General features: G+C 64.1%; 20 protein-coding genes. 9 read left to right on the forward strand and 11 right to left on the reverse strand.

The features are described 5' to 3' along the window. Positions 1–57: 57 nt before the first annotated feature. From argB to ACLRDN_RS22260, 4 genes are all read right to left on the reverse strand, one after another. The gene (gene argB / locus ACLRDN_RS22245; protein WP_034331770.1) at positions 58–951 is read right to left on the reverse strand and encodes an acetylglutamate kinase; all 894 of its coding nucleotides are present in this window, start codon (positions 949–951) and stop codon (positions 58–60) included. A gap of 131 nt (positions 952–1,082) precedes the next feature. Next, on the reverse strand, positions 1,083–1,874 hold the full coding sequence (locus tag ACLRDN_RS22250) for a hypothetical protein (protein ID WP_413458040.1): 792 nt from the start codon (positions 1,872–1,874) through the stop codon (positions 1,083–1,085). A gap of 68 nt (positions 1,875–1,942) precedes the next feature. Further along, entirely contained in the window at positions 1,943–2,737 is a 795-nt protein-coding gene (locus tag ACLRDN_RS22255) for a type III pantothenate kinase (RefSeq protein WP_413458041.1), read from the reverse strand. After that, entirely contained in the window at positions 2,734–3,576 is an 843-nt protein-coding gene (locus ACLRDN_RS22260) for a biotin--[acetyl-CoA-carboxylase] ligase (protein ID WP_413458042.1), read from the reverse strand. The genes ACLRDN_RS22255 and ACLRDN_RS22260 overlap by 4 nt, the downstream gene beginning before the upstream one ends. 111 nt (positions 3,577–3,687) lie before the next feature. Here ACLRDN_RS22260 and ACLRDN_RS22265 point away from each other — a divergent pair, with 111 nt between their 5' ends. The 4 genes from ACLRDN_RS22265 (at position 3,688) to ACLRDN_RS22280 (ending at position 7,429) form a co-directional block, all read left to right on the forward strand. Beyond that, positions 3,688–4,839: a VanZ family protein gene (locus tag ACLRDN_RS22265; protein WP_413458043.1), complete on the forward strand. Its 1,152-nt coding sequence runs from the start codon at positions 3,688–3,690 to the stop codon at positions 4,837–4,839. Positions 4,840–4,906: 67 nt separating this feature from the next. Then, positions 4,907–5,245 carry a (2Fe-2S) ferredoxin domain-containing protein gene (locus ACLRDN_RS22270; RefSeq protein ID WP_310838767.1) on the forward strand — a complete coding sequence of 113 codons (339 nt, stop codon included), beginning with the start codon at positions 4,907–4,909 and terminating at the stop codon, positions 5,243–5,245. Between the two features lie 78 nt (positions 5,246–5,323). Further along, positions 5,324–5,986, forward strand: coding sequence for an alpha/beta hydrolase (locus ACLRDN_RS22275; RefSeq protein ID WP_413458044.1), 663 nt, complete (start codon positions 5,324–5,326; stop codon positions 5,984–5,986). A gap of 288 nt (positions 5,987–6,274) precedes the next feature. Beyond that, positions 6,275–7,429 (forward strand): D-alanyl-D-alanine carboxypeptidase family protein, encoded by a 1,155-nt coding sequence (locus ACLRDN_RS22280; protein WP_413458045.1) that lies wholly within the window; start codon positions 6,275–6,277, stop codon positions 7,427–7,429. Positions 7,430–7,655: 226 nt separating this feature from the next. Here the strand turns inward: ACLRDN_RS22280 and ahpF are convergent, their stop codons facing one another. Both ahpF and ahpC read right to left on the reverse strand, forming a co-directional pair. Then, a complete protein-coding gene (ahpF, locus tag ACLRDN_RS22285; protein ID WP_413458046.1) occupies positions 7,656–9,257 on the reverse strand; it encodes an alkyl hydroperoxide reductase subunit F in 1,602 nt (533 codons plus the stop codon). 171 nt (positions 9,258–9,428) lie between these two features. After that, entirely contained in the window at positions 9,429–9,992 is a 564-nt protein-coding gene (gene ahpC, locus ACLRDN_RS22290) for an alkyl hydroperoxide reductase subunit C (protein WP_413458047.1), read from the reverse strand. Positions 9,993–10,350: 358 nt separating this feature from the next. Here ahpC and ACLRDN_RS22295 point away from each other — a divergent pair, with 358 nt between their 5' ends. Further along, a complete protein-coding gene (locus tag ACLRDN_RS22295; protein ID WP_413460436.1) occupies positions 10,351–10,803 on the forward strand; it encodes an acyl-CoA thioesterase in 453 nt (150 codons plus the stop codon). 90 nt (positions 10,804–10,893) lie between these two features. Here ACLRDN_RS22295 and ACLRDN_RS22300 read toward each other — a convergent pair whose 3' ends face one another. Then, the gene (locus ACLRDN_RS22300) at positions 10,894–12,762 is read right to left on the reverse strand and encodes a phosphoenolpyruvate carboxykinase (GTP) (protein ID WP_413458048.1); all 1,869 of its coding nucleotides are present in this window, start codon (positions 12,760–12,762) and stop codon (positions 10,894–10,896) included. A 387-nt stretch (positions 12,763–13,149) separates the two neighbouring features. Next, positions 13,150–14,040, reverse strand: a complete 891-nt coding sequence (locus tag ACLRDN_RS22305; RefSeq protein ID WP_413458049.1) for a LysR family transcriptional regulator — start codon at positions 14,038–14,040, stop codon at positions 13,150–13,152. Between the two features lie 198 nt (positions 14,041–14,238). On the opposite strand from ACLRDN_RS22305, the gene ACLRDN_RS22310 reads away from it, so the two are divergent. Together ACLRDN_RS22310 and ACLRDN_RS22315 are read left to right on the forward strand one after the other, a co-directional pair. After that, positions 14,239–15,246: a zinc-dependent alcohol dehydrogenase family protein gene (locus ACLRDN_RS22310; RefSeq protein WP_413458050.1), complete on the forward strand. Its 1,008-nt coding sequence runs from the start codon at positions 14,239–14,241 to the stop codon at positions 15,244–15,246. Positions 15,247–15,371: 125 nt separating this feature from the next. Further along, positions 15,372–16,358 (forward strand): D-2-hydroxyacid dehydrogenase family protein, encoded by a 987-nt coding sequence (locus tag ACLRDN_RS22315; protein ID WP_413458051.1) that lies wholly within the window; start codon positions 15,372–15,374, stop codon positions 16,356–16,358. Here the strand turns inward: ACLRDN_RS22315 and ACLRDN_RS22320 are convergent. Continuing rightward, a complete protein-coding gene (locus ACLRDN_RS22320; RefSeq protein WP_413458052.1) occupies positions 16,336–17,100 on the reverse strand; it encodes an L-asparaginase in 765 nt (254 codons plus the stop codon). The two genes, ACLRDN_RS22315 and ACLRDN_RS22320, sit on opposite strands and share 23 nt — an antisense overlap. A 207-nt stretch (positions 17,101–17,307) precedes the next feature. Here ACLRDN_RS22320 and ACLRDN_RS22325 point away from each other — a divergent pair, with 207 nt between their 5' ends. Then, positions 17,308–17,793 (forward strand): asparaginase domain-containing protein, encoded by a 486-nt coding sequence (locus ACLRDN_RS22325; RefSeq protein ID WP_034330389.1) that lies wholly within the window; start codon positions 17,308–17,310, stop codon positions 17,791–17,793. 26 nt (positions 17,794–17,819) lie between these two features. Here the strand turns inward: ACLRDN_RS22325 and ACLRDN_RS22330 are convergent, their stop codons facing one another. Beyond that, positions 17,820–18,722: a LysR family transcriptional regulator gene (locus tag ACLRDN_RS22330; RefSeq protein ID WP_413458053.1), complete on the reverse strand. Its 903-nt coding sequence runs from the start codon at positions 18,720–18,722 to the stop codon at positions 17,820–17,822. A gap of 161 nt (positions 18,723–18,883) precedes the next feature. Between ACLRDN_RS22330 and ACLRDN_RS22335 the strand changes: the two genes are divergently transcribed. Next, positions 18,884–19,933: a YeiH family protein gene (locus tag ACLRDN_RS22335; RefSeq protein WP_413458054.1), complete on the forward strand. Its 1,050-nt coding sequence runs from the start codon at positions 18,884–18,886 to the stop codon at positions 19,931–19,933. 103 nt (positions 19,934–20,036) lie between these two features. Here ACLRDN_RS22335 and ACLRDN_RS22340 read toward each other — a convergent pair whose 3' ends face one another. Beyond that, positions 20,037–20,507 carry an SRPBCC family protein gene (locus ACLRDN_RS22340; RefSeq protein ID WP_088755096.1) on the reverse strand — a complete coding sequence of 157 codons (471 nt, stop codon included), beginning with the start codon at positions 20,505–20,507 and terminating at the stop codon, positions 20,037–20,039. Between the last annotated feature and the right edge of the window lie 10 nt (positions 20,508–20,517).

Below are 20,517 nucleotides of genomic sequence, written 5' to 3' on the forward strand. Positions count from 1 at the left end.
TGAACAAAAAAGGGATGAGCAAGCTCATCCCTTTTTTACAACCGAACCGCGCAGCGATCAGTGCGAACGGATCATGGTCCCGAAGGCTTGCTCGGTCAGCACTTCCAGCAGCAGCGAGTGTTCAATGCGGCCATCGATGATGTGCACCGTGTTCACGCCCGACTTGGCCGCATCCAGCGCCGAGGAAATCTTGGGCAGCATGCCGCCGGAGATGGTGCCGTCGGCGAACATCTCGTCGATCTCGCGAGCCGACAGGTCGGTCAGCAGGTTGCCGGCCTTGTCCTGGACCCCTGCGATGTTGGTCATCATGATCAGCTTTTCGGCGTGCAGGATCTCGGCGATCTTGCCGGCCACCACGTCGGCATTGATGTTGTAGGCCTGGCCATCGTCACCGAAACCGATCGGCGAGATGATGGGGATGAAGGCATCGTCCTGCAGCGCCTTGACCACTGCCGGGTTGATCGCGTCAATCTCGCCCACGTAGCCGATGTCGAGGAATTCACCCGGATGCTCCTTGTCCGGCATCTGCATCTTGCGCGCGCGGATCAGGCCGCCGTCCTTGCCGGTCAGGCCCACCGCTTGGCCACCGTAGTGATTGATCAGCATCACGATGTCCTGCTGCACTTCACCGCCCAGCACCCATTCCACCACTTCCATGGTTTCTTCATCGGTAATGCGCATGCCCTGCACGAAGGTCCCCTGCTTGCCGATCTTCTTGAGCGCCGCATCGATCTGCGGGCCGCCGCCGTGAACCACCACCGGGTTCATGCCGACCAGCTTCAACAGGATCACGTCGCGGGCGAAGCCGTGCTTCAAGCTCTCTTCGGTCATCGCATTGCCGCCGTACTTGACCACGATGGTCTTGCCGTGGAATTTGCGGATATACGGCAGCGCCTCGGCCAGGATTTCGGCTTTGATCTGGGGGGCTACGTGGGTGAGGTCGGTGGTCATGGCAATGTCCTGTCGATGCGATGAGGAAAAAGTGATGGGGTGATGCGGTTAGGGACGCGATTTTACATGGAAAGCCGCCTGCCTTCGCACTGCAACATGCGGCGTGTCCGATCCAGACAACGTCGCCGCCCTCAGGCGCTGCAGGCGCGGATTTCCTGATCCGGGAAGGCGCTCTTGATGTTCTCCAGTGCGGTGCGGGATTCCGGGCTCAGGTCGCGCAGCTGGAACACCTGCTTGCCGGCCCCCGAGCGGCGCGCAATGATGCGGGCGCTGCGCACCCCGCGCGAGATCAGCTGGCCCACATAGGCCTTGGCCGCCTCCTCGGTACGGAAAATGCCCAGCGAGACGCCCGAACGCAGCGCCGGATTGGGGAAGCTGTCAGGAATGACGTAGAAATCGCCGATACCCAGCCGTCGCAGCTCGGCGATGCGACGATCGGCCCCTTCGCGGCCATCCTGGGGCGGGATGTAGACCATGTGGCTGGTCACGTCCTGGGTCAGCTTCTGGACCACCTTGTCGCCCAGCTTGAGACTGGCCAGCTGGTCCGAGAAGCGGCGGGCGTCGGCTGCGGTAAAGTTGCCGACTTCGGTACAGGAAGGCGTGACCGTGGCGACCTGCGGGACCGTTGGCTGGGCCGGGGCTGCCGTGGCAGGGGTTGCCGCAGGAGCCTCGGCGGCAGGCGCTGCGGCCGCCGTACCAGCGTCGGCAGCGGCCGACTGCGTGGTCGCCGGCTGCGCGCGCAGTTGCGACGCGAGTTTGTCGCTATTGGCGGGCAACACGCTGAGCAGCTCCGGGCGCAATTGCTCAGCCAGGCGCTGCGGCTCGCGCCGTTCGGACGCGGTGGCACCGAAATAGCCGCGCGACATCCCGAACAGGACCACGTTACCTACCAGCAACAGCCAAAAAAGCAGTTTCAGCTTCATCCGCGCCCAGTCTTCCTTGCCCTGATTGATTTGCCTGTCTGCATGGACAAGCGCCCAGCGTCCATGGTTCATACCCGCATGGTGGCCATATGAAGGCCTATGAGCACCAGATTATCCACTTTTTCCAGTGGCGTATCGCCCGATGCGAGATACGGCGCCAACAAGGCGCCGGCGCCCCCGGCCAGCAGGCAGCGCAGCGGAACCTCCGGACGCAGGCGCCGCCGTTCGGCCAGCGCATGTTCGATGGCCCCGACCTGGGCCGCGATGCAGCCCGCGACGATGGCGTCGACGGTATTGTCCGCAAACAGGCGCTCCGGCGGCGCGGCGCCATCGATGCGGGGCAGCTGGGCAGTATTCAAGGCCAGCGAGGTAGCCATGGTGCCGAAGCCCGGCAGGATCATGCCGCCCTCGAAGCATCCATCGGCGCTGACCACGTCGATGGTGGTGGCCGTGCCGCAGGTCGCCACCAGCAACTCCTGGTCCGGAAACAGCGCCCGCGCGCCAATGGCCGCCGCAAAGCGGTCGCAGCCCAGTTGGCCGGGATGGCGATAGCCATTGCGCACGCCGGCCCGCTCGGCTGTGGAAGCGAACCATTCGACGATCATGCGCGCTCCGAAGGCACCGTGCAGGATGGCTTGCAGGCTCTCGCGCAGGGCCGGGCCAGCGACGTTGGACACACAGATCTGCAATAGCTCATCAGGAGCGGCTTGGCTGGCCAGTGCAGCCCAGTCCTGTGCCAGCGTTTCCGCTTGGGCCCGTTCCACCGCGCCTTGCTGTTGCCAGCGTGGGGACGTGCTCTGATCCGCATCGGCCACGACCGCCCACTTGATGCGGGTGTTACCGGCGTCGACCAGCAGCCTCATGCGTCTTGCAACCGCAATGAGACGTCGCCGGCCAGGATCTCGACCTGTCCGGCCTCGGTGTCCATGAGGAAGCGGCCCATCATGTCCACGCCCAAGGCCGTGCCTTCCTGCAGCACGCGGCCATTCTCGACGATCTTGACGGCCTGCCCGGCATAGGCGTGGAAGGCTTCCCAGCGCTTGACGAAGGCCCCGAAGCCGCGCGCCTCGAATTCCTCCAATACACCCGCCAGCGCGCTGGCGATGATGGCCAGCACGGTTTCGCGCGGCGGCTTCTGCAGTTCCGGCGCTGCGCCGACGGCGCGTTGCAGTTCCTCTTCCAGGCCTGGCGGTACCGCCAGGTTCAGGCCGATGCCGATCACGGCCCAGGTGGCATCGCCCTGGCGGCCATCGGCGGCGGTCTCGATCAGGATACCGGCCAGCTTGGCGCCGTCGCGCAAGACGTCATTGGGCCACTTCAGTTGCGGCCGGATGCCGAACACTTCCAGCGCCTCGGCCAGCGCCACGCCCACGGCCAGCGGCAAGCCCAGCAGCGCATGCATGGGACGCTGCAGGCGCCAGGCCAGCGAAAAGGTCAGGGAATCTTCCGGGGCGGCGCGCCAGGGACGGCCGGCGCGGCCACGGCCGGCGGTCTGGCGGTCGGCCACCAGCAGCAGCGGCCGCTGCAGGGACGACAGGCGCTGCATCAGGTCGACATTGGTGGAGCCGGTCTCGGCCACGGCTTGGACATCGATGCGTTGCTGGCCAGTGGGATCGGATCCGGCCAGGAGCATGCCGATGCGCTCGGGACGCACCAGCGGCGCCGATTCAGACTCGGCGGGCATGGGAAAAGTCAGTGTCATGCGCGCATTGTAACGGCAGAGCGCGCCTGCGCGGGGAGCCGGGCGCGCGGCCATGGTAAAGACGGCAGCCGGCCGGCACCGCCTGGCCCGAAATCGGTTACCCTCTGGCCCATGCCCGTTCCACCCGATTCCCGCCCCGAGCCTCCCGCTACCCCGGCCAGTGCACCGGCAGCCTCGTCGTTTGCGCGCGTGAGCCTGCTGGTCTATACCCTGCTGATCGTCTATGCCAGTTGGTATCCGTTCTCCGGCTGGCGCGACATGGGGATCAAACCCTTCGATTACCTGGGCACGCGCCTGCCCTACTATTGGACCGTGTTCGACGTCTGGACCAACGTCGCCGGTTACGTGCCGCTGGGCCTGCTGCTGGTGCTGGCCCTGCATCCGCACCTGCGTCCCTGGTGGGCAATAGGGCCGGCCACACTGGCCGGCGTGCTGCTGTCGGGCTGCATGGAGGCGGTGCAGACCTACCTGCCCACGCGCGTGCCTTCCAATCTCGACCTGCTGACCAATTCGCTGGGCGTGGCGCTGGGGGCCGTGCTGGGCGCAGCCTGCAGTCGGTACTTCCTGCACGAGAGCCGTTTCCTGATATTGCGCCGGCGCTGGTTCTCGGGCTCGGCCAGCCGCGGGCTGGTGGTGGCGTGGCTGTGGCCACTAGCGCTGATCTATCCACAGAACCACCTGTTCGGCCTGGGCCATCTGGTGCCGCCGCTGTCGGCGTTCTTCTCCGACCTGTTCGATACCCCGATCGACCTGGCCACCACCTGGCTCAACAGCGCGCAACCGAGCGCCGAGCAATACTGGCTGGCCGACGTGATCGTCACCGCTTGCGGCCTGACCGGGGCGGCCCTGCTGGTGCTGCTGCTGATGCGCCGCCAAGCCCCGCGCCGTCGGCTGGTGACGCTCTACCTGCTGGCCTGCATCGCGGCCAAGTCGCTGGCCTGCGCGCTGTTCTTCGCGCCGCAAAATGCCTTTGTCTGGATCTCGCCCAGCGCCGTGGGCGGGATCATGCTGGGGACGCTGATGATTGTCGGCCTGGCCTGGGCCCCGCCCACGGCACAGCGGCGGGTGGCGGCACTGGCCCTGATCCTGAGCCTGGTGGTGACCAACGCCGTGCCGGCCAACCCCTACTACCTCTCCACGCTGGAGACCTGGGTCCAGGGCAAATTCCTCAACTTCGACGGGGCCGCGCAGTTCCTGTCGGTGCTGTGGCCCTTCCTGGCGATCTGGTTCCTGTTGCACCCGGTGCACCGCAGGCCGGGCTGAGCGGGGTGTATCATTGACGCTTTGCCGGCCCGCGCCGGCACTGCCGTCACTCTCCACAGGGCATTCCATGAGCGATCAAGAGCAACCGCAAGAGCAACCCTATTACGAACATCACGTCTTCTTCTGCCTGAACCAGCGCAAGCCGGGCGAGCGTACCTGCTGTGCCGACAAGGGCGCGCAAGCCGCGCAGGAGCACGCCAAGAAGCGCATCAAGCAACTGGGCCTGTCCGCGCCCGGCAAGGTCCGCATCAACAAGGCCGGTTGCCTGGAGCGCTGCGAAGAAGGCCCGGTGGTGGTGATCTACCCGCAGGGCACCTGGTACACCTACGTCGACAATGAAGACATCGACGAGATCATCGACAGCCATATCGTCGGCGGCAAGGTCGTGGATCGCCTCAAAATCTGAAGATATGAAAGTTTGATCAAGCAGCCGCCCGCAATGCCGGGCGCAGCAAGCCTCCCCTCATCCGTTTCCCCGCACGCCATGAACGTACACACCCAACACTTCCAGATCGCCGGTGCCGTCGGCCAACTTGAATGCGCGCTCGACCTGCCGGATCCCGAGCAATTCGCCGCTCCCCTCGGCCTGGCCCTGGTGGCCCATCCGCATCCGCTGTATGGCGGCACGATGGACAACAAGGTCGCACAAACCCTGGCCCGCACCTTCCTGGCGCTGGGCTACGTGGCGGTGCGCATGAATTTCCGGGGCGTGGGCAAGTCCGAAGGCGTACACGACCACGGTGCCGGCGAGACCGACGACATGGCCCTGCTGCTGCAGCACATGCGCGCGCAGTATCCGGACCTGCCGCTGGCCTTGGGCGGTTTCTCCTTCGGTACCTTCGTCCAGGCGCAATTGCAGCAGCGCCTGCTGCAACAGGATGCGGCCAGCGCCGCCGAGCGCCTGGTGCTGGTCGGCACGGCCGCCGGCAAGTGGCCCATGCCGCCGGCTCCGGCCAATACCATCCTGATCCACGGCGAGCAGGACGAGACCATTCCCCTGTCCGCCGTCCTGGACTGGGCGCGCCCGCAGGAGCTGCCGGTGGTGGTGATTCCGGGCTCGGATCACTTTTTTCACCGCAAGCTGCAACATATCAAGAACGTCGTGGTCGAAAGCTGGCATCGCCGCCCGGCGCAGCTTCCGGCCTGAAGGTTTCCGGCACGACCGGCGTTCATCCGCAAGCATGGCGGCGCTGTGCGAGGCCAGGGCCAGGGTGCATGCCGGTATCGTGAGGGGATTTTCGGGGATGAAGATCCATTCAATTGGGAACGATGCCACATGACGTTTTATAATTCAGTGCGACCAGCCAGACCGGCGCAACGCGCGCCATTGCGGTTGTTCGCATCGATTGAACCAGACTGATCCGTCCTGCCTCACCCTCTTTTCAAACCAACAGCTACGATGTTCCCCCGTGCAGGCAATTTTTCTTAGGCACCGATGAAAAAGCTTCTCGCGGCATTCGCCGCAACCGTCCTTTCCCTTTCCGCCCTGACCGCCTCCGCCCAAAGCCTGCCGCCGCCGACCGTGGCAGCCAAGAGCTGGCTGCTGCTCGATGCCTCGGCCAACCAGGTCATCGCCTCCAGCGATCCCGATACCCGCGTCGAGCCGGCCTCGCTGACCAAGCTCATGACCGCCTACCTGGCCTTCGCCGCCCTGCGCGACAAGCGCCTGAGCCTGGAACAGGAAGTGAACGTTTCTGTCAACGCCTGGAAGGTCGATCCGAGCAGCTCCAAGATGTTCATCGAGCCCAACAAGCCGGTCTCGATCGACAACCTGCTGTATGGCCTGATCTCGGTGTCGGGCAATGACGCCGCCGTGGCCGTGGCCGAAGCGGTCTCCGGCACGGAAGACGCCTTCGTGCAGCTGATGAACCGTGAAGCCCAGCGCCAGGGCCTGACCAACAGCCACTTCAGCAACCCGCACGGTCTGCCCAGCGCCGACACGTACACCACCGCACGCGACCTGGCGATCCTGTGCCGCAACCTGATCAACGACTTCCCCGACTATTACAAGCGCTATTACTCGGTCAAGAAGTTCACCTACAACAACATCACCCAACCCAACCGCAATCGCCTGCTGTGGCTGGATCCGACGGTCGATGGCATGAAGACCGGCCACACCTCCAGCGCCGGCTATTCGCTGATCACCTCGGCCCATCGCCCGGTGCCCAATGGCGAGCGTCGCCTGATCTCGGTGGTGATCGGTACCGTTTCCGACCAGGTCCGCACCCAGGAAAGCCAGAAGCTGCTGAACTGGGGCTTCCAGAACTTCGACGCCGTGAAGCTGTATGCCAAGGGCCAGGCGGTGGATACGCCGGACGTGTGGAAGGGTTCGCAGAGCAAGATCAAGGTCGGCTTCAAGAACGACGTCTACATCACCATCCCCAAGGGCACGGCTGACAAGGTCAAGACCAAGCTGGAACGCAATGATCCGCTGATCGCCCCGATCTCGGAAAACGCCAAGGTCGGCACCCTGAAGGTGACCATCGATGACAAGACCGTGGCCGAACTGCCGGTGATCGCACTGGAATCGGTGGGCCCGGCTGGCTTCATCGGCCGCGCCTGGGACTCGCTGCGCTTGATGTTCAAGTAATCCTCAGGTAATGCTGCAGCCAAGGCTGCAGATGCGCCAGTCAAAACGCCATCGGGTGACCGATGGCGTTTTTTTTGTGGGCGCTGCAAAGGCCATGCATTGCGTAGGGATACGTCTGCGCAAACCCTTGGATGCACCGGACCGCATGCTGCAAGCCGGAAACAAAAACGCCACCGGCGAACCGGTGGCGTTTTCTTGCAATGCTTTACTGGCTGGCTGGATTCAATCAGGCCGCAACCGCTTCCTTGGCGACCGCCGGTGCCACCTCATCCGCCGACGAACGGATCAGGTGATCGAAGGCCGACAGGCCTGCCGTAGCACCTGCACCCACGGCGATGACGATCTGCTTGTACGGCACCGTGGTGACGTCACCGGCCGCGAAGACGCCCGGAATCGAGGTCTGGCCCTTGGCGTCGATCTCGATCTCGCCGTGCTTGGACAAGGCCAGGGTTCCCTTGAGCCATTCGGTGTTGGGCACCAGGCCGATCTGGACGAACACGCCTTCCAGTTCCACGTGCTTGACCTCGCCGGTGTCACGTTCCTTGTAGCTGATGCCGTTGACGCGCTGGCCGTCGCCGGTGATCTCGGTCGTCTGCGCCGAGGTCACGATGGTGACATTGGACAGGCTCTTGAGCTTGCGCACCAGCACTGCATCGGCCTTCAGCTCGGCTGCGAATTCGATCAGGGTCACGTGGGCGACAATACCGGCCAGGTCGATGGCCGCTTCCACGCCCGAGTTGCCGCCGCCGATCACCGACACGCGCTTGCCCTTGAACAGCGGACCATCGCAGTGCGGGCAATAAGCCACGCCCTTGTTCTTGTATTCCTGCTCGCCCGGCACGTTGACGTTGCGCCAGCGGGCACCGGTGGACAGGATCACGGTCTTGCCCTTCAATACGCCGCCATTGGCCAGCTTCACTTCGATCAGCTTGTCGCCCGGCACCAGCGCTTCAGCGCGCTGCACGTTCATGATGTCGACGTCATAGGCCTTCACGTGCTGTTCCAGCGCGGTGGCGAATTGCGGGCCTTCGGTTTCCTTCACCGAGATGAAGTTCTCGATGGCCAGGGTATCGAGCACCTGGCCGCCGAAACGTTCAGCCACCACGCCGGTACGGATGCCCTTGCGCGCTGCATAGATGGCAGCGGCTGCACCGGCGGGGCCGCCGCCGACGATGAGCACGTCATACGGCTCCTTGGCGCTCAGTTCTTCACCCTTGCGGGCAGCAGCACCGGTGTCGAGCTTGGCGAGGATCTCTTCCACGCCGGTACGGCCCTGGCCGAAAACCTCGCCATTCATGTAGATGGTCGGCACGGCCATGATCTGGCGTTGCTCGACTTCACCCTGGAACAGGCCGCCGTCGATGGTCACCGACTGGATGCGCGGATTGATGATCGACATCACGTTCAGGGCCTGCACGACTTCCGGGCAGTTCTGGCAGGTCAGCGAGACATAGGTCTCGAAACTGTAATCGCCGTCCAGGTTCTTGATCTGCTCGATGACCTTGTCATCGAGCTTGATCGGATGGCCGCCCACTTGCAGCAGCGCCAGCACCAGCGAGGTAAATTCGTGGCCCATCGGGATCGCGGCGAATTCGACGCTGATATCGGTCCCGGGGCGGTTCAGTTTGAAGGACGGGGTACGTCCCTGGGCATCGGCACCGCGTTGCTCGACCAGCTTGATGCGGTCCGACAGCAGCACGATGTCTTGCAGGAGTTCCTGCATCTCACGGGACTTGGCGCCATCATCGAGCGACGCGACGATCTCGATCGGGTGGCTGACCTTTTCCAGATAGGCCTTCAATTGGGTCTTGAGATTGGCATCAAGCATGATGATTACTTCCTCGTTGAGAGATTCAAGGGTCGTCCTGACCACGGCCTCGCCCTTGTGGGGGTCAGCCGCTTGCCCGGGGGGAGCGGGTCAGGACGGATACTGCGGGATATTCAGTGCAGCGCCAGCCGCAGAACAGCGCTTGGCTGGCGCGATACGGCGGGGTGTTGCTTAGATCTTGCCGACCAGGTCCAGGGACGGCTTCAGGGTGGCAGCGCCTTCTTCCCACTTGGCGGGGCAGACTTCACCCGGGTGCGATGCCACGTACTGGGCTGCCTTGACCTTGCGCAGCAGTTCCGAAGCGTCACGGCCGATGCCGTTGTCATGCACTTCCATGACCTTGATTTCGCCTTCCGGATTGATCACGAAGGTGCCGCGCAGTGCCAGGCCTTCTTCTTCGATCAGCACTTCGAAGTTGCGTGCCAGGGTTGCGGTCGGGTCGCCCACCAGCGGGTACTGGACCTTCTTGATGGCTTCCGAGGTGTCGTGCCATGCCTTGTGAGCGAAGTGGGTGTCGGTGGAGATACCGTAGATCTCAACGCCCAGCTTCTTGAATTCAGCGTAGTTGTCGGCCAGATCTTCCAGCTCGGTCGGGCACACGAAAGTGAAGTCGGCCGGGTAGAACACGAACACGGACCACTTGCCCTTCAGGGTGGCTTCGGTGATGTCGACGAACTTGCCATCGTGGTAAGCGGTTGCCTTGAACGGCTTGATAGTGGTGTTGATCAGGGACATTGTCGATTTCCTTTTAAAGGGGGTTGAGTGAAGCGATGGGTTGAATAGTAGAACGCCAAACAAAATAGATCAATTTTATTTAATCAATACTTTTGATTGGATTTAACTATCAGTCTTGAGGATCAGGCTATTGGCAGTGCCGGCGGCCGCAAAACGGGGGGCGGTCACCGGAAGTACATGGCGCCGGCCTGCGCAGAGGCAAGCACGACACTGGCCAATCTCCGGCCGTGATCGCTTAAGATGGAACACTTCCGGCCGCGCCAAGAGCGGGTGCGAGCGGAAGTGGGAGCAATGTTACTGCAAGCACGCCGATCTTGTGCAGGCGCACAAGCTGACCAATCCTGACCCCGATGAACCGATGAGCGAGCACCGTCCCCAACCCGGCCGCCGCGCCGATTTCCTGCACTTTCACCCCATTGCTACGCGCTGGATGGACAACGATGTCTATGGTCACGTCAACAATGTCGTCTACTACAGCTGGTTCGATACCGCGGTGAATCATTACCTGGTAGAGCGGGGCGTGCTGGATATCGAACGCGGGGAAGTGATCGGGCTGGTCATCGAAACGCAGTGCAATTATTTTGCGTCCGTCGCCTTTCCGGACCTGATCGAAGTGGGCGTACGCGTGGCGCATCTGGGCCGCAGCAGCGTGCGTTACGAGCTGGGCATCTTCAAGGCGGGGGAAGAGACTGCCGCTGCGCAAGGCCACTTCGTGCATGTGTACGTGGATCGCGCCAGCCGCAGGCCGGTGGCCTTGCCCGAGGCATTGCGGGCGGCGCTGATGCCGCTGACCTTGCTGATGCCGGGCTGAAAAGCACTCCCGCTAGATAGGCTACACAAAAAGAAAACGCCCGCCGCATCGCTGCGGCAGGCGCTTCCTGTCTTCTCCGAACCGGTCAGCTTAGGCTGCCAGCTTTTTCTCCAGCTTATCCTTCACACCTTGCAGTTCGGCCGGCAGCTTGTGCTTGAGCTTGTCGAACAGTTCGGCATGCAGCTCCAGTTCCTTGACCCAGGCGGCCTTGTCGATGGAGGTGATGGTGGCGAATTGTTCGGCGCTGAAGTCCAGGCCTTCCCACTGCAGGTCATCGAAGCGCGGGGTGACGCCGAACAGATGCTCGACGCCGCCGGTCTTGACGCCCTGCGGATCCTCGATGCGGTCCAGCATCCACTTCAGCACGCGCATGTTGTCGCCGAAGCCGGGCCAGACGAACTTGCCGTCGGCATCGGTACGGAACCAGTTCACGCAGTAGATCTTGGGCAGCTCGGCGGGCGAGGCGGCGATCTTCTTGCCGATGTCCAGCCAGTGCTGGAAGTATTCGCTCATGTTGTAGCCGGCAAAGGGCAGCATGGCGAACGGATCGCGGCGCACCACGCCCTGCTGGCCGACGGCCGCAGCGGTGGTTTCCGAACCCATGGTGGCGGCCATGTAGACGCCTTCCACCCAGTTGCGGGCTTCGGTCACCAGCGGCACGGTGGTGGAACGGCGGCCACCGAAGATGAAGGCCGAGATCGGCACGCCGGCCGGATCATCCCAGGCCGGATCGATCACCGGGTTCTGGGTCGCGGCCACGGTGAAGCGGGCGTTCGGGTGCGCTGCCTTGCGGCCGGTTTCCTTGCCGATTTCCGGGGTCCAGTCCTTGCCCTGCCAGTCGATCAGGTGCGCCGGGGCTTCCTTGGTCATGCCTTCCCACCAGACGTCGCCATCATCGGTGAGCGCCACGTTGGTGAAGATGGTGTTGGCCGACACCGACGCCATGCAGTTGTAGTTGCTCTTTTCGTTGGTGCCCGGGGCCACGCCGAAATAGCCGGCTTCCGGGTTGATGGCGTACAGGCGGCCATCGGCACCCGGCTTGATCCAGGCGATGTCGTCACCGATGGTGGTGACCTTCCAGCCGCCGAAGGCCTTGGGCGGGATCAGCATGGCGAAGTTGGTCTTGCCGCAGGCCGAGGGGAAAGCGGCGGCCACGTAGTGCTTCTTGCCTTCCGGGGATTCGACACCCAGGATCAGCATGTGCTCGGCCAGCCAGCCCTGGGCGCGGCCCATGGTGGAGGCGATGCGCAGGGCGAAGCACTTCTTGCCCAGGAGCGCATTGCCGCCATAGCCCGAACCGTAGGACCAGATCTCGCGGGTTTCCGGATAGTGGACGATGTACTTGGTGGCATTGCACGGCCAGGCCACGTCCTTCTGGCCGGCGGCCAGCGGTGCGCCCACGGTGTGCACGCAAGGCACGAACTCGCCATCGCTGCCCAGCACGTCATACACGGCACGGCCCATGCGCGTCATGATGCGCATGTTCACGGCCACATAGGGAGAGTCGGACAATTCCACGCCAATGTGGGCGATGGGCGAACCCAGCGGACCCATCGAGAACGGCACCACGTACAAGGTACGGCCGGCCATGCAGCCGTCGAAGAGGCCGTTGAGGGTCTGGCGCATCTCGGCCGGATCGGTCCAGTTGTTGGTCGGGCCGGCGTCTTCCTTGTTCTGCGAGCAGATGAAGGTGCGGTCCTCCACACGGGCCACGTCCGACGGATCGGAGCAGGCCAGGTAGCTGTTGGGACGCTTGGCTTCGTTGAGCTTCTTCATGGTGCCGGCGGCGACCATTTCAGCGCACAGGCGATCGTATTCTTCCTGCGAACCATCGCACCAGTAAATGCGAGCCGGCTTGGTCAGCGCAGCGATTTCGGCGACCCAGTTGATCAGTTTCTGGTGTTTGACGTAGGCGGGCGCATTGACTGCGGGAATGCCTGCCATGAGGGGTTGGTTCATATGCTACCTCCAATGCCACAAGTTGATGAATTCGGTTGGCACGGCAGGATCGTCGTTGCACGGGCCTGGCGGGATACGCACGCCAGTCTGCAGTACGGCGGTCTTGTCGAGGGCGGCCGTCTCTAGGAACCCGGCCACCCGGCCCGCCTCCTTGCTGGCGGCGGGTTTTGCTCACTCTTCGACAGTCGAGAGTGCAGGAAAGTGGCAGCGATTGTACCCCGATAAAACGGAATTTACGCAAATTTGTAGCGATAAATACCCGACTTACGTAGTAGGTAATTACAAATCAAAAAAAATCTGTTTTTTCATTACCGTGGCATATAACAGCCATTCCTTGATAAACCGCATGAACACTGGATTTGCGGGGCATTGCGGGCGATATGCCATTCATGCTGTGAATATCTCCTGCAGAAACGCGACGAAAACTTTAACCTTGGCCGTCTCCCGGCGTGTTGGTTGGTAAAGCGCCACGATGTCCGGACCGGCCACCTGCCATTCCGGCAGCACCGGTACCAGGCTACCCTCCTGCAAGGGCGGATCGAGGGTCACCGACATCTGCTGGATGATGCCGCCGCCGGCCTGCGCGGCGGCCACCATGGATTCCACATGATCCATGGCCAGCAGGCCCTTGGGAATATGCGAGCTTTCCACGCCGTCACGGCTGAAACGCCAGGGCTTGACCATGCGCGTGCGCGGATTCAGGAAACCCAGGCAGGCGAACTGGTCCAGCGCCTCGGGCGTCTGCGGCCAGCCGTGCTGCTGCAGGTAGGACGGTGCCGCGCAGCACAGGTAGCGGGTACCGGCCAGCTTGCGCGCCACCATGCCGGAGTCGGCCAGGGTGCCGATGCGTACCACCACGTCCAGCCCTTCTTCGACCATGTCGACCATGCGGTCGCTGACGGTCACGCGCAGTTCCAGCTCGGGATACTGGCGCAGGAAGCCCGGCAGCGCCGGCGCCACGTAACGCCGGCTGATGACGCTGGGCAAGTCAACCCGGAGCAGCCCTACCGGGCGCGTATCGGAGGCCCGCAAACCCGCCTCCAGCTCGCCCATGTCGGCCAGCAGCCGCAGCGCCTGCTGGTGGCAGTGCCGTCCCTCTTCGGTGAGCGACATGCTGCGCGTGGTGCGATTGAGCAGGCGCACCTTGAAGTGCGCCTCCAGTGCGGCCACGTGGGTGGTCACGGAGGAGGTGGACATGGACAACTTTTCAGCCGCCCGGCTGAATGCGCCCGCCTCGACCACGGCGCAAAAGACCTTGAGCATGTCCAGTCGGTCCATGGTGTTCTCCCTGTGCTGTCGTTGTTGGTGCCCTGATTCTAGGCCATGGCGCGCGGCCGATTATTCGCCGATGCGCAATTCTGACTTTGGCGTTGCCCGCTTTTTCGGCGCAAGGCAAACCGGGAGACTGCGTGCATCGACCAGCCGCCCTGCGGTGAGGCGATGCTTCCTTCACCCATACCACATTCAGGAGTCATCATGTCCAACGCCCCTTCCCTCATGCAAGCCGCCCTGCTGACCCAGTTCGGCACCCCGCTGTCGCTTGCCCCCATCGAAACACCAACGCTGCGCCCCGGCCAGGTGCTGGTGCGCATCGCCGCCAGCGGCGTCAATCCGCTCGATACCAAGATCCAGGCCGGCAACGCCGCCCATGCCCAGGCCCGCCTGCCGGCCATCCTGGGCATCGACCTGGCCGGTGTGGTCGAGGCGGTCACGCCTGGCGAAACGCGCTTCGCTGCCGGTGACGAGGTCTATGGCATGACCGGCGGCATCGGCGGCGTGCCGGGTTCGCTGGCCCAGTTTGCCGCCGTGGATGCCGACCTGCTGGCCCACAAGCCACGCAGCCTGGACATGCGCCAGGCCGCCGCCCTGCCCCTGATCTTCATCACCGCCTGGGAAGGCCTGGTCGAGCGCGCCCGCGTGCAGCCCGGCCAGAAAGTGCTGGTGCATGGCGGTGCCGGCGGGGTCGGACACATCGCGGTGCAGATCGCCCTTGCACTGGGTGCCGAGGTCTACGCCACCGGCAGCGCCGACCAGAAGGGCCCCATCGAGAGCCTGGGCGCCACCGCCATCGACTACCGCAGCCAGCAGGTGGAGGACTACGTGCAGCAATACACCGACGGCAAAGGCTTTGACGTCATCTACGACACCGTCGGCGGCGCTACGCTGGACGCCTCCTTCGCCGCGGCCCGCCGCTATGTCGGGCATGTCGTCAGCTGCCTCGGCTGGGGCGCGCACAAGCTGGCGCCGCTGTCCTTCCGGGGCGCGACCTATTCGGGCGTGTTCACCCTGCTGCCGCTGCTGACCGGCGAAGACCGCGCGCGCCATGGCCAGATCATGCGCGAAGCTGCAGGCCTGGCCGACGCCGGGACATTGCGGATATTGATGGACGAACGCCGATTCACCCTGGAGCAGGTCAACCAGGCCCACGCCCTGGTGGCCGAGGGCCAGGCGCGCGGCAAGCTGGTCATCGACATCGGCATTTGAGTAGCGGGGAAGCGGCCAGGGCAGCACCCCCCGTGCCGAATCCCGGCAATCGCTTTATGATGGACGCCCACGCCGGCCACGCAGGTGGCCGGTGACCGCCCCTCAAGAGTGCCAGGAGACTTCCCATGAAAATCGCCATCCTCGACGACTACCAGGATGCCGTGCGCCACCTCGACTGCTTTCGTCTGCTCGACGGCCACGACGTCAAGGTCTTCACCAACACCGTGCGCGGCGTCGGCCAGCTGGCCGCCCGGCTGGCGCCCTTCGACGCCGTGGTGCTGATCCGAGAACGGTCCGCCCTCACCCAGCCCCTGCTGGAAAAACTCCCCCTGCTGAAACTGATTTCCCAGACCGGCAAGGTCAGCGGCCATGTCGACGTGGCCGCCGCCACCGCGCGCGGCATTGCCATCGTCGAAGGCGTGGGCGACCCGACCGCACCGGCCGAGCTGACCTGGGCCCTCATCATGGCCGCCATGCGCCGCGTGCCGCAATACTGCAGCGCCCTGCGCGCGGGGGCCTGGCAGCAGGTCTCGCCCACGCCGCATCTGAACCTGATCGGCACCGCCCTGAAGGGGCGCACCCTGGGCATCTGGGGCTACGGCAAGATTGGCAAGCTGGTGGCCGGTTATGGCCGCGCCTTCGGCATGCAGGTGGTGGTGTGGGGACGCGAGGCCAGCCGCGAGCAAGCCGTCAAGGATGGCCTGCAGGCCGCTGCCAGCAAGGAAGATTTCTTCACCCAGGCCGATGTACTGACCCTGCACCTGCGCTTGAACGACGCCACGCGCGGCATCGTCAAGGCCAGCGACCTGGCCCGCATGAAACCGAGCGCCTGCTTCGTCAACACCAGCCGCGCCGAACTGGTCGAGGCCGATGCGCTGGAAGCCGCCCTGCACGCCGGCCGCCCCGGAATGGCCGCGCTGGACGTCTTCGAGCGCGAGCCGCTGCCGGTGGACTCACCGCTGCTGAAGATGGACAACGTGGTGGCCGCCCCCCACCTGGGCTATGTGGAAAAAGACGGATATGAACTTTACTTCCGCGCGGCCTTCCAGAACATCGTCGACTACGCCGCCGGGTCGCCCAAGAACGTGCTCAATCCTGAGGCTCTGGGGTGATGCGGTGAATGGTTCTGACCGGCGGGTCATAGGTCAGCTGGGGCATGGCCCCGGCGCGCTTCCACAGGTGTCGCCAACCCGGCGGCCACGGTAGCGGCGGGCCGGCGTATTCGGGGACGTTGCGCCGGATCGGGATCACCGGCAGGTGTTCCGGGATGTTGCCGTTGCTGTGCCAGCCGAGGCTGAAGGCGTAATCCGGCAAGAGCGTGGCGCAGACCAGCTCGAACCAGCTGGCATGGGCTTCGTCTTCGCCCAGCGCCTGGGCCAGTCCCTGCGGGTCGAACTGGGCCAGCAGGCGCGCCAGTTCTTCGGGGGACGAAGACGGTCCGTCGCCCCAGCCCATCACCGGATTGAAGTTGTAATCCGCGCCCGAGCCATACCAGCCCTCGCGCCAGGGCCGCTCGATCCAGTTGCGCGGGCCGCTGAAGAGATGCCAGCGCCAGTGCAGCCCGGACGGCTTGGGCCAGCTATAGAGGTAGAGCCGCTGGTAGCCGGCGCGATGCAGCTCGCGCACCATGGCCATCAGGCGCGCATGCGGCATGCGGTCCGGCGGGGCACGGCGGAACAGGATGGGCGTGCCATCAGCATGCTGCACTTCGTCCGACGACAGGTTCAGGTCCAGGGTGCGCACCTCGCTGCCGAAGCGCGCAGAAATCCAGCCCGTCATCAGGTTGACGAGCACGATCACGCCATAGCCGCGATGGCGGTGGAAGATGACGGTGCCGGGTGCCAGAGGTTTCATATGCGGTCCATTATAAATGGCCTTGGAAAATCGCTCCGGCCCCACCCGTCTTCCCACGAAAATGAAGCTTCCTGCGTGTAAGATAGCGCCTGCCAGCAGCCATAGCGGCGGCTATCCGGGGGGAAGCGGCTGGCACGCGGCGTCCGGGACCGCATCTTGCTTATCCCGCGATGTGAACATTTTGACCAGTTGGAAGATAGGAAACCCATGAGCCTGCGCATCATCGCCACCGGTGGCACCTTCGACAAGCATTACGACGAAATCGCGGGCCAGCTTGGCTTTGGCGAGAGCCACCTGCCGGACGTCATCGCCCGCGCCCGCATCACCACCGAAGTTTCCCTCGAAACCCTGCGCCTGCTCGATTCGCTGGAGATGCAGGACGGCGACCGCCAGCGCGTGCTGGAAGCTTGCCAGGCCTCGGCGCAGCAGGCCATCGTCATCATCCACGGCACCGACACCATGCAGCAGACCGCCCAGGTGCTCGGCCAGGCGCTCACCGACAAGACCGTGGTGCTGACCGGCGCCATGATCCCCTACGAGATCGCCAACTCCGACGCCTTCTTCAACTTCGGCTTTGCCTGCGGCGTGGCCCAGGTGCTGCCGCCGGGCGTGTATGTGGCCATGAACGGCCGCATCTTCGCCTGGAACAAGGTGGCCAAGAACCGCAGCGCGGGCGTCTTCGAACCGATCTGACCCCAGCCCCTGGCAGGCCCCGTCCTTCAGTGCGGTGCCTGCCGCTGCGCCCAGTCGCGGCAGAACGACAGCAGCGCCGCGAGGCTGGGCGAAGGCGCGCGGTGGCGGCTGACCACCATGTAAAAATGCCGGCGCAAGGTCGGCAGGGGCGTGTCCAGTTCGACCAGCTTCTTCGATTCGATCAGATCTTCCACCACCGAACGTGACAGGCAGCTGATGCCCAGGCCTTCGGCGGTGGCGCGCTTGATGGCTTCCGAATTGCCGAACTCGAAGGAGGACGGCAAATGATGCAGGTAGGGAATGAGCGCATGCTCGACCGCCTCGCGCGTGCCGGACCCGGCCTCGCGCAGCAGCCAGTCAGCTTCGCGCAGCATCTTCAGGGTGATCTTGCGGCGCGCGCGGACGATGGGGTGTTTGGGCGCGGCCACCACGATCAGTTCATCGGTCATCCACGGCTCCACCTGCACATCATCGGCATGGCAGGGCCCTTCGATGAGCCCCGCATCCACTTCAAAATTGACCACCGCCTCCACGATATCGGCCGTATTGGCCACCAGTGCGCGCACCCGCGCTCCGGCATGGCTGCGCCGATAAGCCGCGATCATGGCCGGCAGCAGATAGCTGCCGATGGTGGTGGAGGCGCCCAGGTGCAGGTCGCTGCCGGCAGCCGGATCGCTGAACTGGCGCTCGATGGTCTGGGCCGCATCCAGCATGTGGCGCGCCTGCGGCAGCAACTGGCGGCCGCTGTCGTTCAACACCAGCCGCTTGCCGACACGGTCGAACAATTGCACGCCCAGCAGGCTCTCCAGTTCATTCAATGCAGCGCTGGCCGCCGACTGCGACAGCGCCACCAGGCCGGCCGCCGCCGTGGTCGAACCCGATTGGGCCACCGCCAGGAAAATCTGCAATTGCCGCAGCGTGATCCTCATCGTTCCTCCGTTATGCATTTCCGACATGGGGGTGCGCAGAAAACGTCACCGCCCATCTACCTGTTCAACAGGTAGATATTAGCAAAATAACGCGTTTTTCTTTTATAAGCGCGGCGCGTAAAGTGCACTCCATCGACAGCACACCTTTCGTGGAGAGCCCCATGCGTACCGCCATCCAGACCTCCTCCCTGCCGCCGGCCGCCGCCGGACTGGCGCTTTCCGGCGCCGTCGCCTGGGCGGCCATGAGCCTGGGCAATATCGGCTGGCTGCAGAATCACGGCTTCTCGGCCCTGACTGTCGCCATCGTGCTGGGCATCGTGATCGGCAATACCGTCTATCCGCGCCTGGGCGCGTATTGCGGCGAGGGCGTGCGCTTTTCCAAGCAGACGCTGCTGCGTGCCGGCATCATCCTCTACGGATTCCGCCTGACCTTCCAGGACATCGCCCACGTCGGCGTGGCCGGTGTGGTGATCGATGCGGCCATGCTGCTCTCCACCTTCGGCCTGGCCTGGCTGGTCGGCACCAAGTTGCTGAAGCTGGATCGCGACGCCGCGCTCCTGATCGGTGCCGGCAGTTCGATCTGCGGTGCGGCGGCCGTGATGGCCACTGAACCGGTGCTGCGCGCCCGCAGCGAGCAGGTCACCGTGGCGGTCTCGACCGTGGTCATCTTCGGGTCGCTGGCGATCTTCCTCTATCCGCTGCTCTACACGCTGCAAGCCGAACCGGTATGGGGCCTGCGCCTGCCGGACTTCGGCGTCTACATCGGTTCCACCGTCCATGAAGTGGCGCAGGTGCTGGCCGCTGCACGCTCCATCGACCAGCACACGGCCGATGTGGCGGTGATCACCAAGATGGTCCGCGTGATGATGCTGGCGCCCTTCCTGCTGATGCTGTCGATGAAGGCGGCGCCCTCCGTCACTGGACACCAGCACCAGCACCGCAAGCTGTCCATTCCCTGGTTCGCCTTCGCCTTCATCGGTGTGGTGGTGTTCAACTCCTTCTTCCCGCTGCCGGCCGCCATCAACCAGCTGGTGCTGCAGGCCGATACGCTGATGCTGGCCATGGCCATGGCGGCCCTGGGCTTGTCCACCCACCTCTCGGCGCTGCGCAGTGCGGGCATCAAGCCCATGATCCTCGGTGCGGTGCTGTTTGCGTGGCTGGTGATTGGCGGTGCCCTGGTCAACGGTGCATTGGGACGCTTGCTGGCCTGAGTCGGACTGCACCTCATCAAGCAAAAAGGCGCGCTCCACAGGGAGCGCGCCTTTTTTGTTACATCAGGAAAACTGACTCAACGGGCAAGCTGATTCAGTTTCCTCAATGCAGCTCCCCGCGCTGGGTCAGTTCGCGGATGATGCGCACCGTATCGATATCGGCTTCCTGGTAGGCCGAGCGGCGGAAGTTGTCATAGAAGGCTTCTTCGCCGGTGACATCCTCGGGCTTGCCATCGTCATACTCGAAACGCACGAAGAGCACATCGGCCTGCGGCTCCTCGATGGTCATGCTCATGCGCGAGGCCGGGATCTCGCCCTGCGCGGGCACGTCATAGAGCACCTGGATCTGCGGCAGGTAAGTGACCTTGTCGATGATGACCAGCTCGCCATAGCGCAACTCGCGGCGCACGCTGTCGAGGCTCTTGTCGGAGAGGCGGCAGTCGTCCAGGTGCGGCATGAACAGGCGCGGCGACTCCGCACGCAGGACCAGGCCGCGCCAGAGCTGCTCGCGGGTCAGGGAATCGATCAGCGGATTCGTCGGATCGTTGATCTGGATGAGATGGTTGAATTTCATGGTTGCTCTC

The organism is Herbaspirillum huttiense (assembly GCF_047300815.1).
GTDB lineage: Bacteria > Pseudomonadota > Gammaproteobacteria > Burkholderiales > Burkholderiaceae_D > Herbaspirillum > Herbaspirillum huttiense_A.

What these genes read in the sequence shown, in the direction of transcription:
- ACLRDN_RS22255 (WP_413458041.1), bottom strand. Translation starts at nt 2,737, where the DNA reads ATGAGGCTGCTGGTCGACGCCGGTAACACCCGCATCAAGTGGGCGGTC.
- ACLRDN_RS22335 (WP_413458054.1), top strand. Translation starts at nt 18,884, where the DNA reads ATGCGTACCGCCATCCAGACCTCCTCCCTGCCGCCGGCCGCCGCCGGA.
- ahpF (WP_413458046.1), bottom strand. Translation starts at nt 9,257, where the DNA reads ATGCTTGATGCCAATCTCAAGACCCAATTGAAGGCCTATCTGGAAAAG.
- ACLRDN_RS22330 (WP_413458053.1), bottom strand. Translation starts at nt 18,722, where the DNA reads ATGAGGATCACGCTGCGGCAATTGCAGATTTTCCTGGCGGTGGCCCAA.
- ACLRDN_RS22320 (WP_413458052.1), bottom strand. Translation starts at nt 17,100, where the DNA reads ATGAAACCTCTGGCACCCGGCACCGTCATCTTCCACCGCCATCGCGGC.
- ACLRDN_RS22305 (WP_413458049.1), bottom strand. Translation starts at nt 14,040, where the DNA reads ATGGACCGACTGGACATGCTCAAGGTCTTTTGCGCCGTGGTCGAGGCG.
- ACLRDN_RS22325 (WP_034330389.1), top strand. Translation starts at nt 17,308, where the DNA reads ATGAGCCTGCGCATCATCGCCACCGGTGGCACCTTCGACAAGCATTAC.
- ACLRDN_RS22275 (WP_413458044.1), top strand. Translation starts at nt 5,324, where the DNA reads ATGAACGTACACACCCAACACTTCCAGATCGCCGGTGCCGTCGGCCAA.
- argB (WP_034331770.1), bottom strand. Translation starts at nt 951, where the DNA reads ATGACCACCGACCTCACCCACGTAGCCCCCCAGATCAAAGCCGAAATC.
- ACLRDN_RS22295 (WP_413460436.1), top strand. Translation starts at nt 10,351, where the DNA reads ATGAGCGAGCACCGTCCCCAACCCGGCCGCCGCGCCGATTTCCTGCAC.
- ACLRDN_RS22315 (WP_413458051.1), top strand. Translation starts at nt 15,372, where the DNA reads ATGAAAATCGCCATCCTCGACGACTACCAGGATGCCGTGCGCCACCTC.
- ACLRDN_RS22300 (WP_413458048.1), bottom strand. Translation starts at nt 12,762, where the DNA reads ATGAACCAACCCCTCATGGCAGGCATTCCCGCAGTCAATGCGCCCGCC.
- ahpC (WP_413458047.1), bottom strand. Translation starts at nt 9,992, where the DNA reads ATGTCCCTGATCAACACCACTATCAAGCCGTTCAAGGCAACCGCTTAC.
- ACLRDN_RS22250 (WP_413458040.1), bottom strand. Translation starts at nt 1,874, where the DNA reads ATGAAGCTGAAACTGCTTTTTTGGCTGTTGCTGGTAGGTAACGTGGTC.
- ACLRDN_RS22310 (WP_413458050.1), top strand. Translation starts at nt 14,239, where the DNA reads ATGTCCAACGCCCCTTCCCTCATGCAAGCCGCCCTGCTGACCCAGTTC.
- ACLRDN_RS22260 (WP_413458042.1), bottom strand. Translation starts at nt 3,576, where the DNA reads ATGACACTGACTTTTCCCATGCCCGCCGAGTCTGAATCGGCGCCGCTG.
- ACLRDN_RS22270 (WP_310838767.1), top strand. Translation starts at nt 4,907, where the DNA reads ATGAGCGATCAAGAGCAACCGCAAGAGCAACCCTATTACGAACATCAC.
- ACLRDN_RS22265 (WP_413458043.1), top strand. Translation starts at nt 3,688, where the DNA reads ATGCCCGTTCCACCCGATTCCCGCCCCGAGCCTCCCGCTACCCCGGCC.
- ACLRDN_RS22280 (WP_413458045.1), top strand. Translation starts at nt 6,275, where the DNA reads ATGAAAAAGCTTCTCGCGGCATTCGCCGCAACCGTCCTTTCCCTTTCC.
- ACLRDN_RS22340 (WP_088755096.1), bottom strand. Translation starts at nt 20,507, where the DNA reads ATGAAATTCAACCATCTCATCCAGATCAACGATCCGACGAATCCGCTG.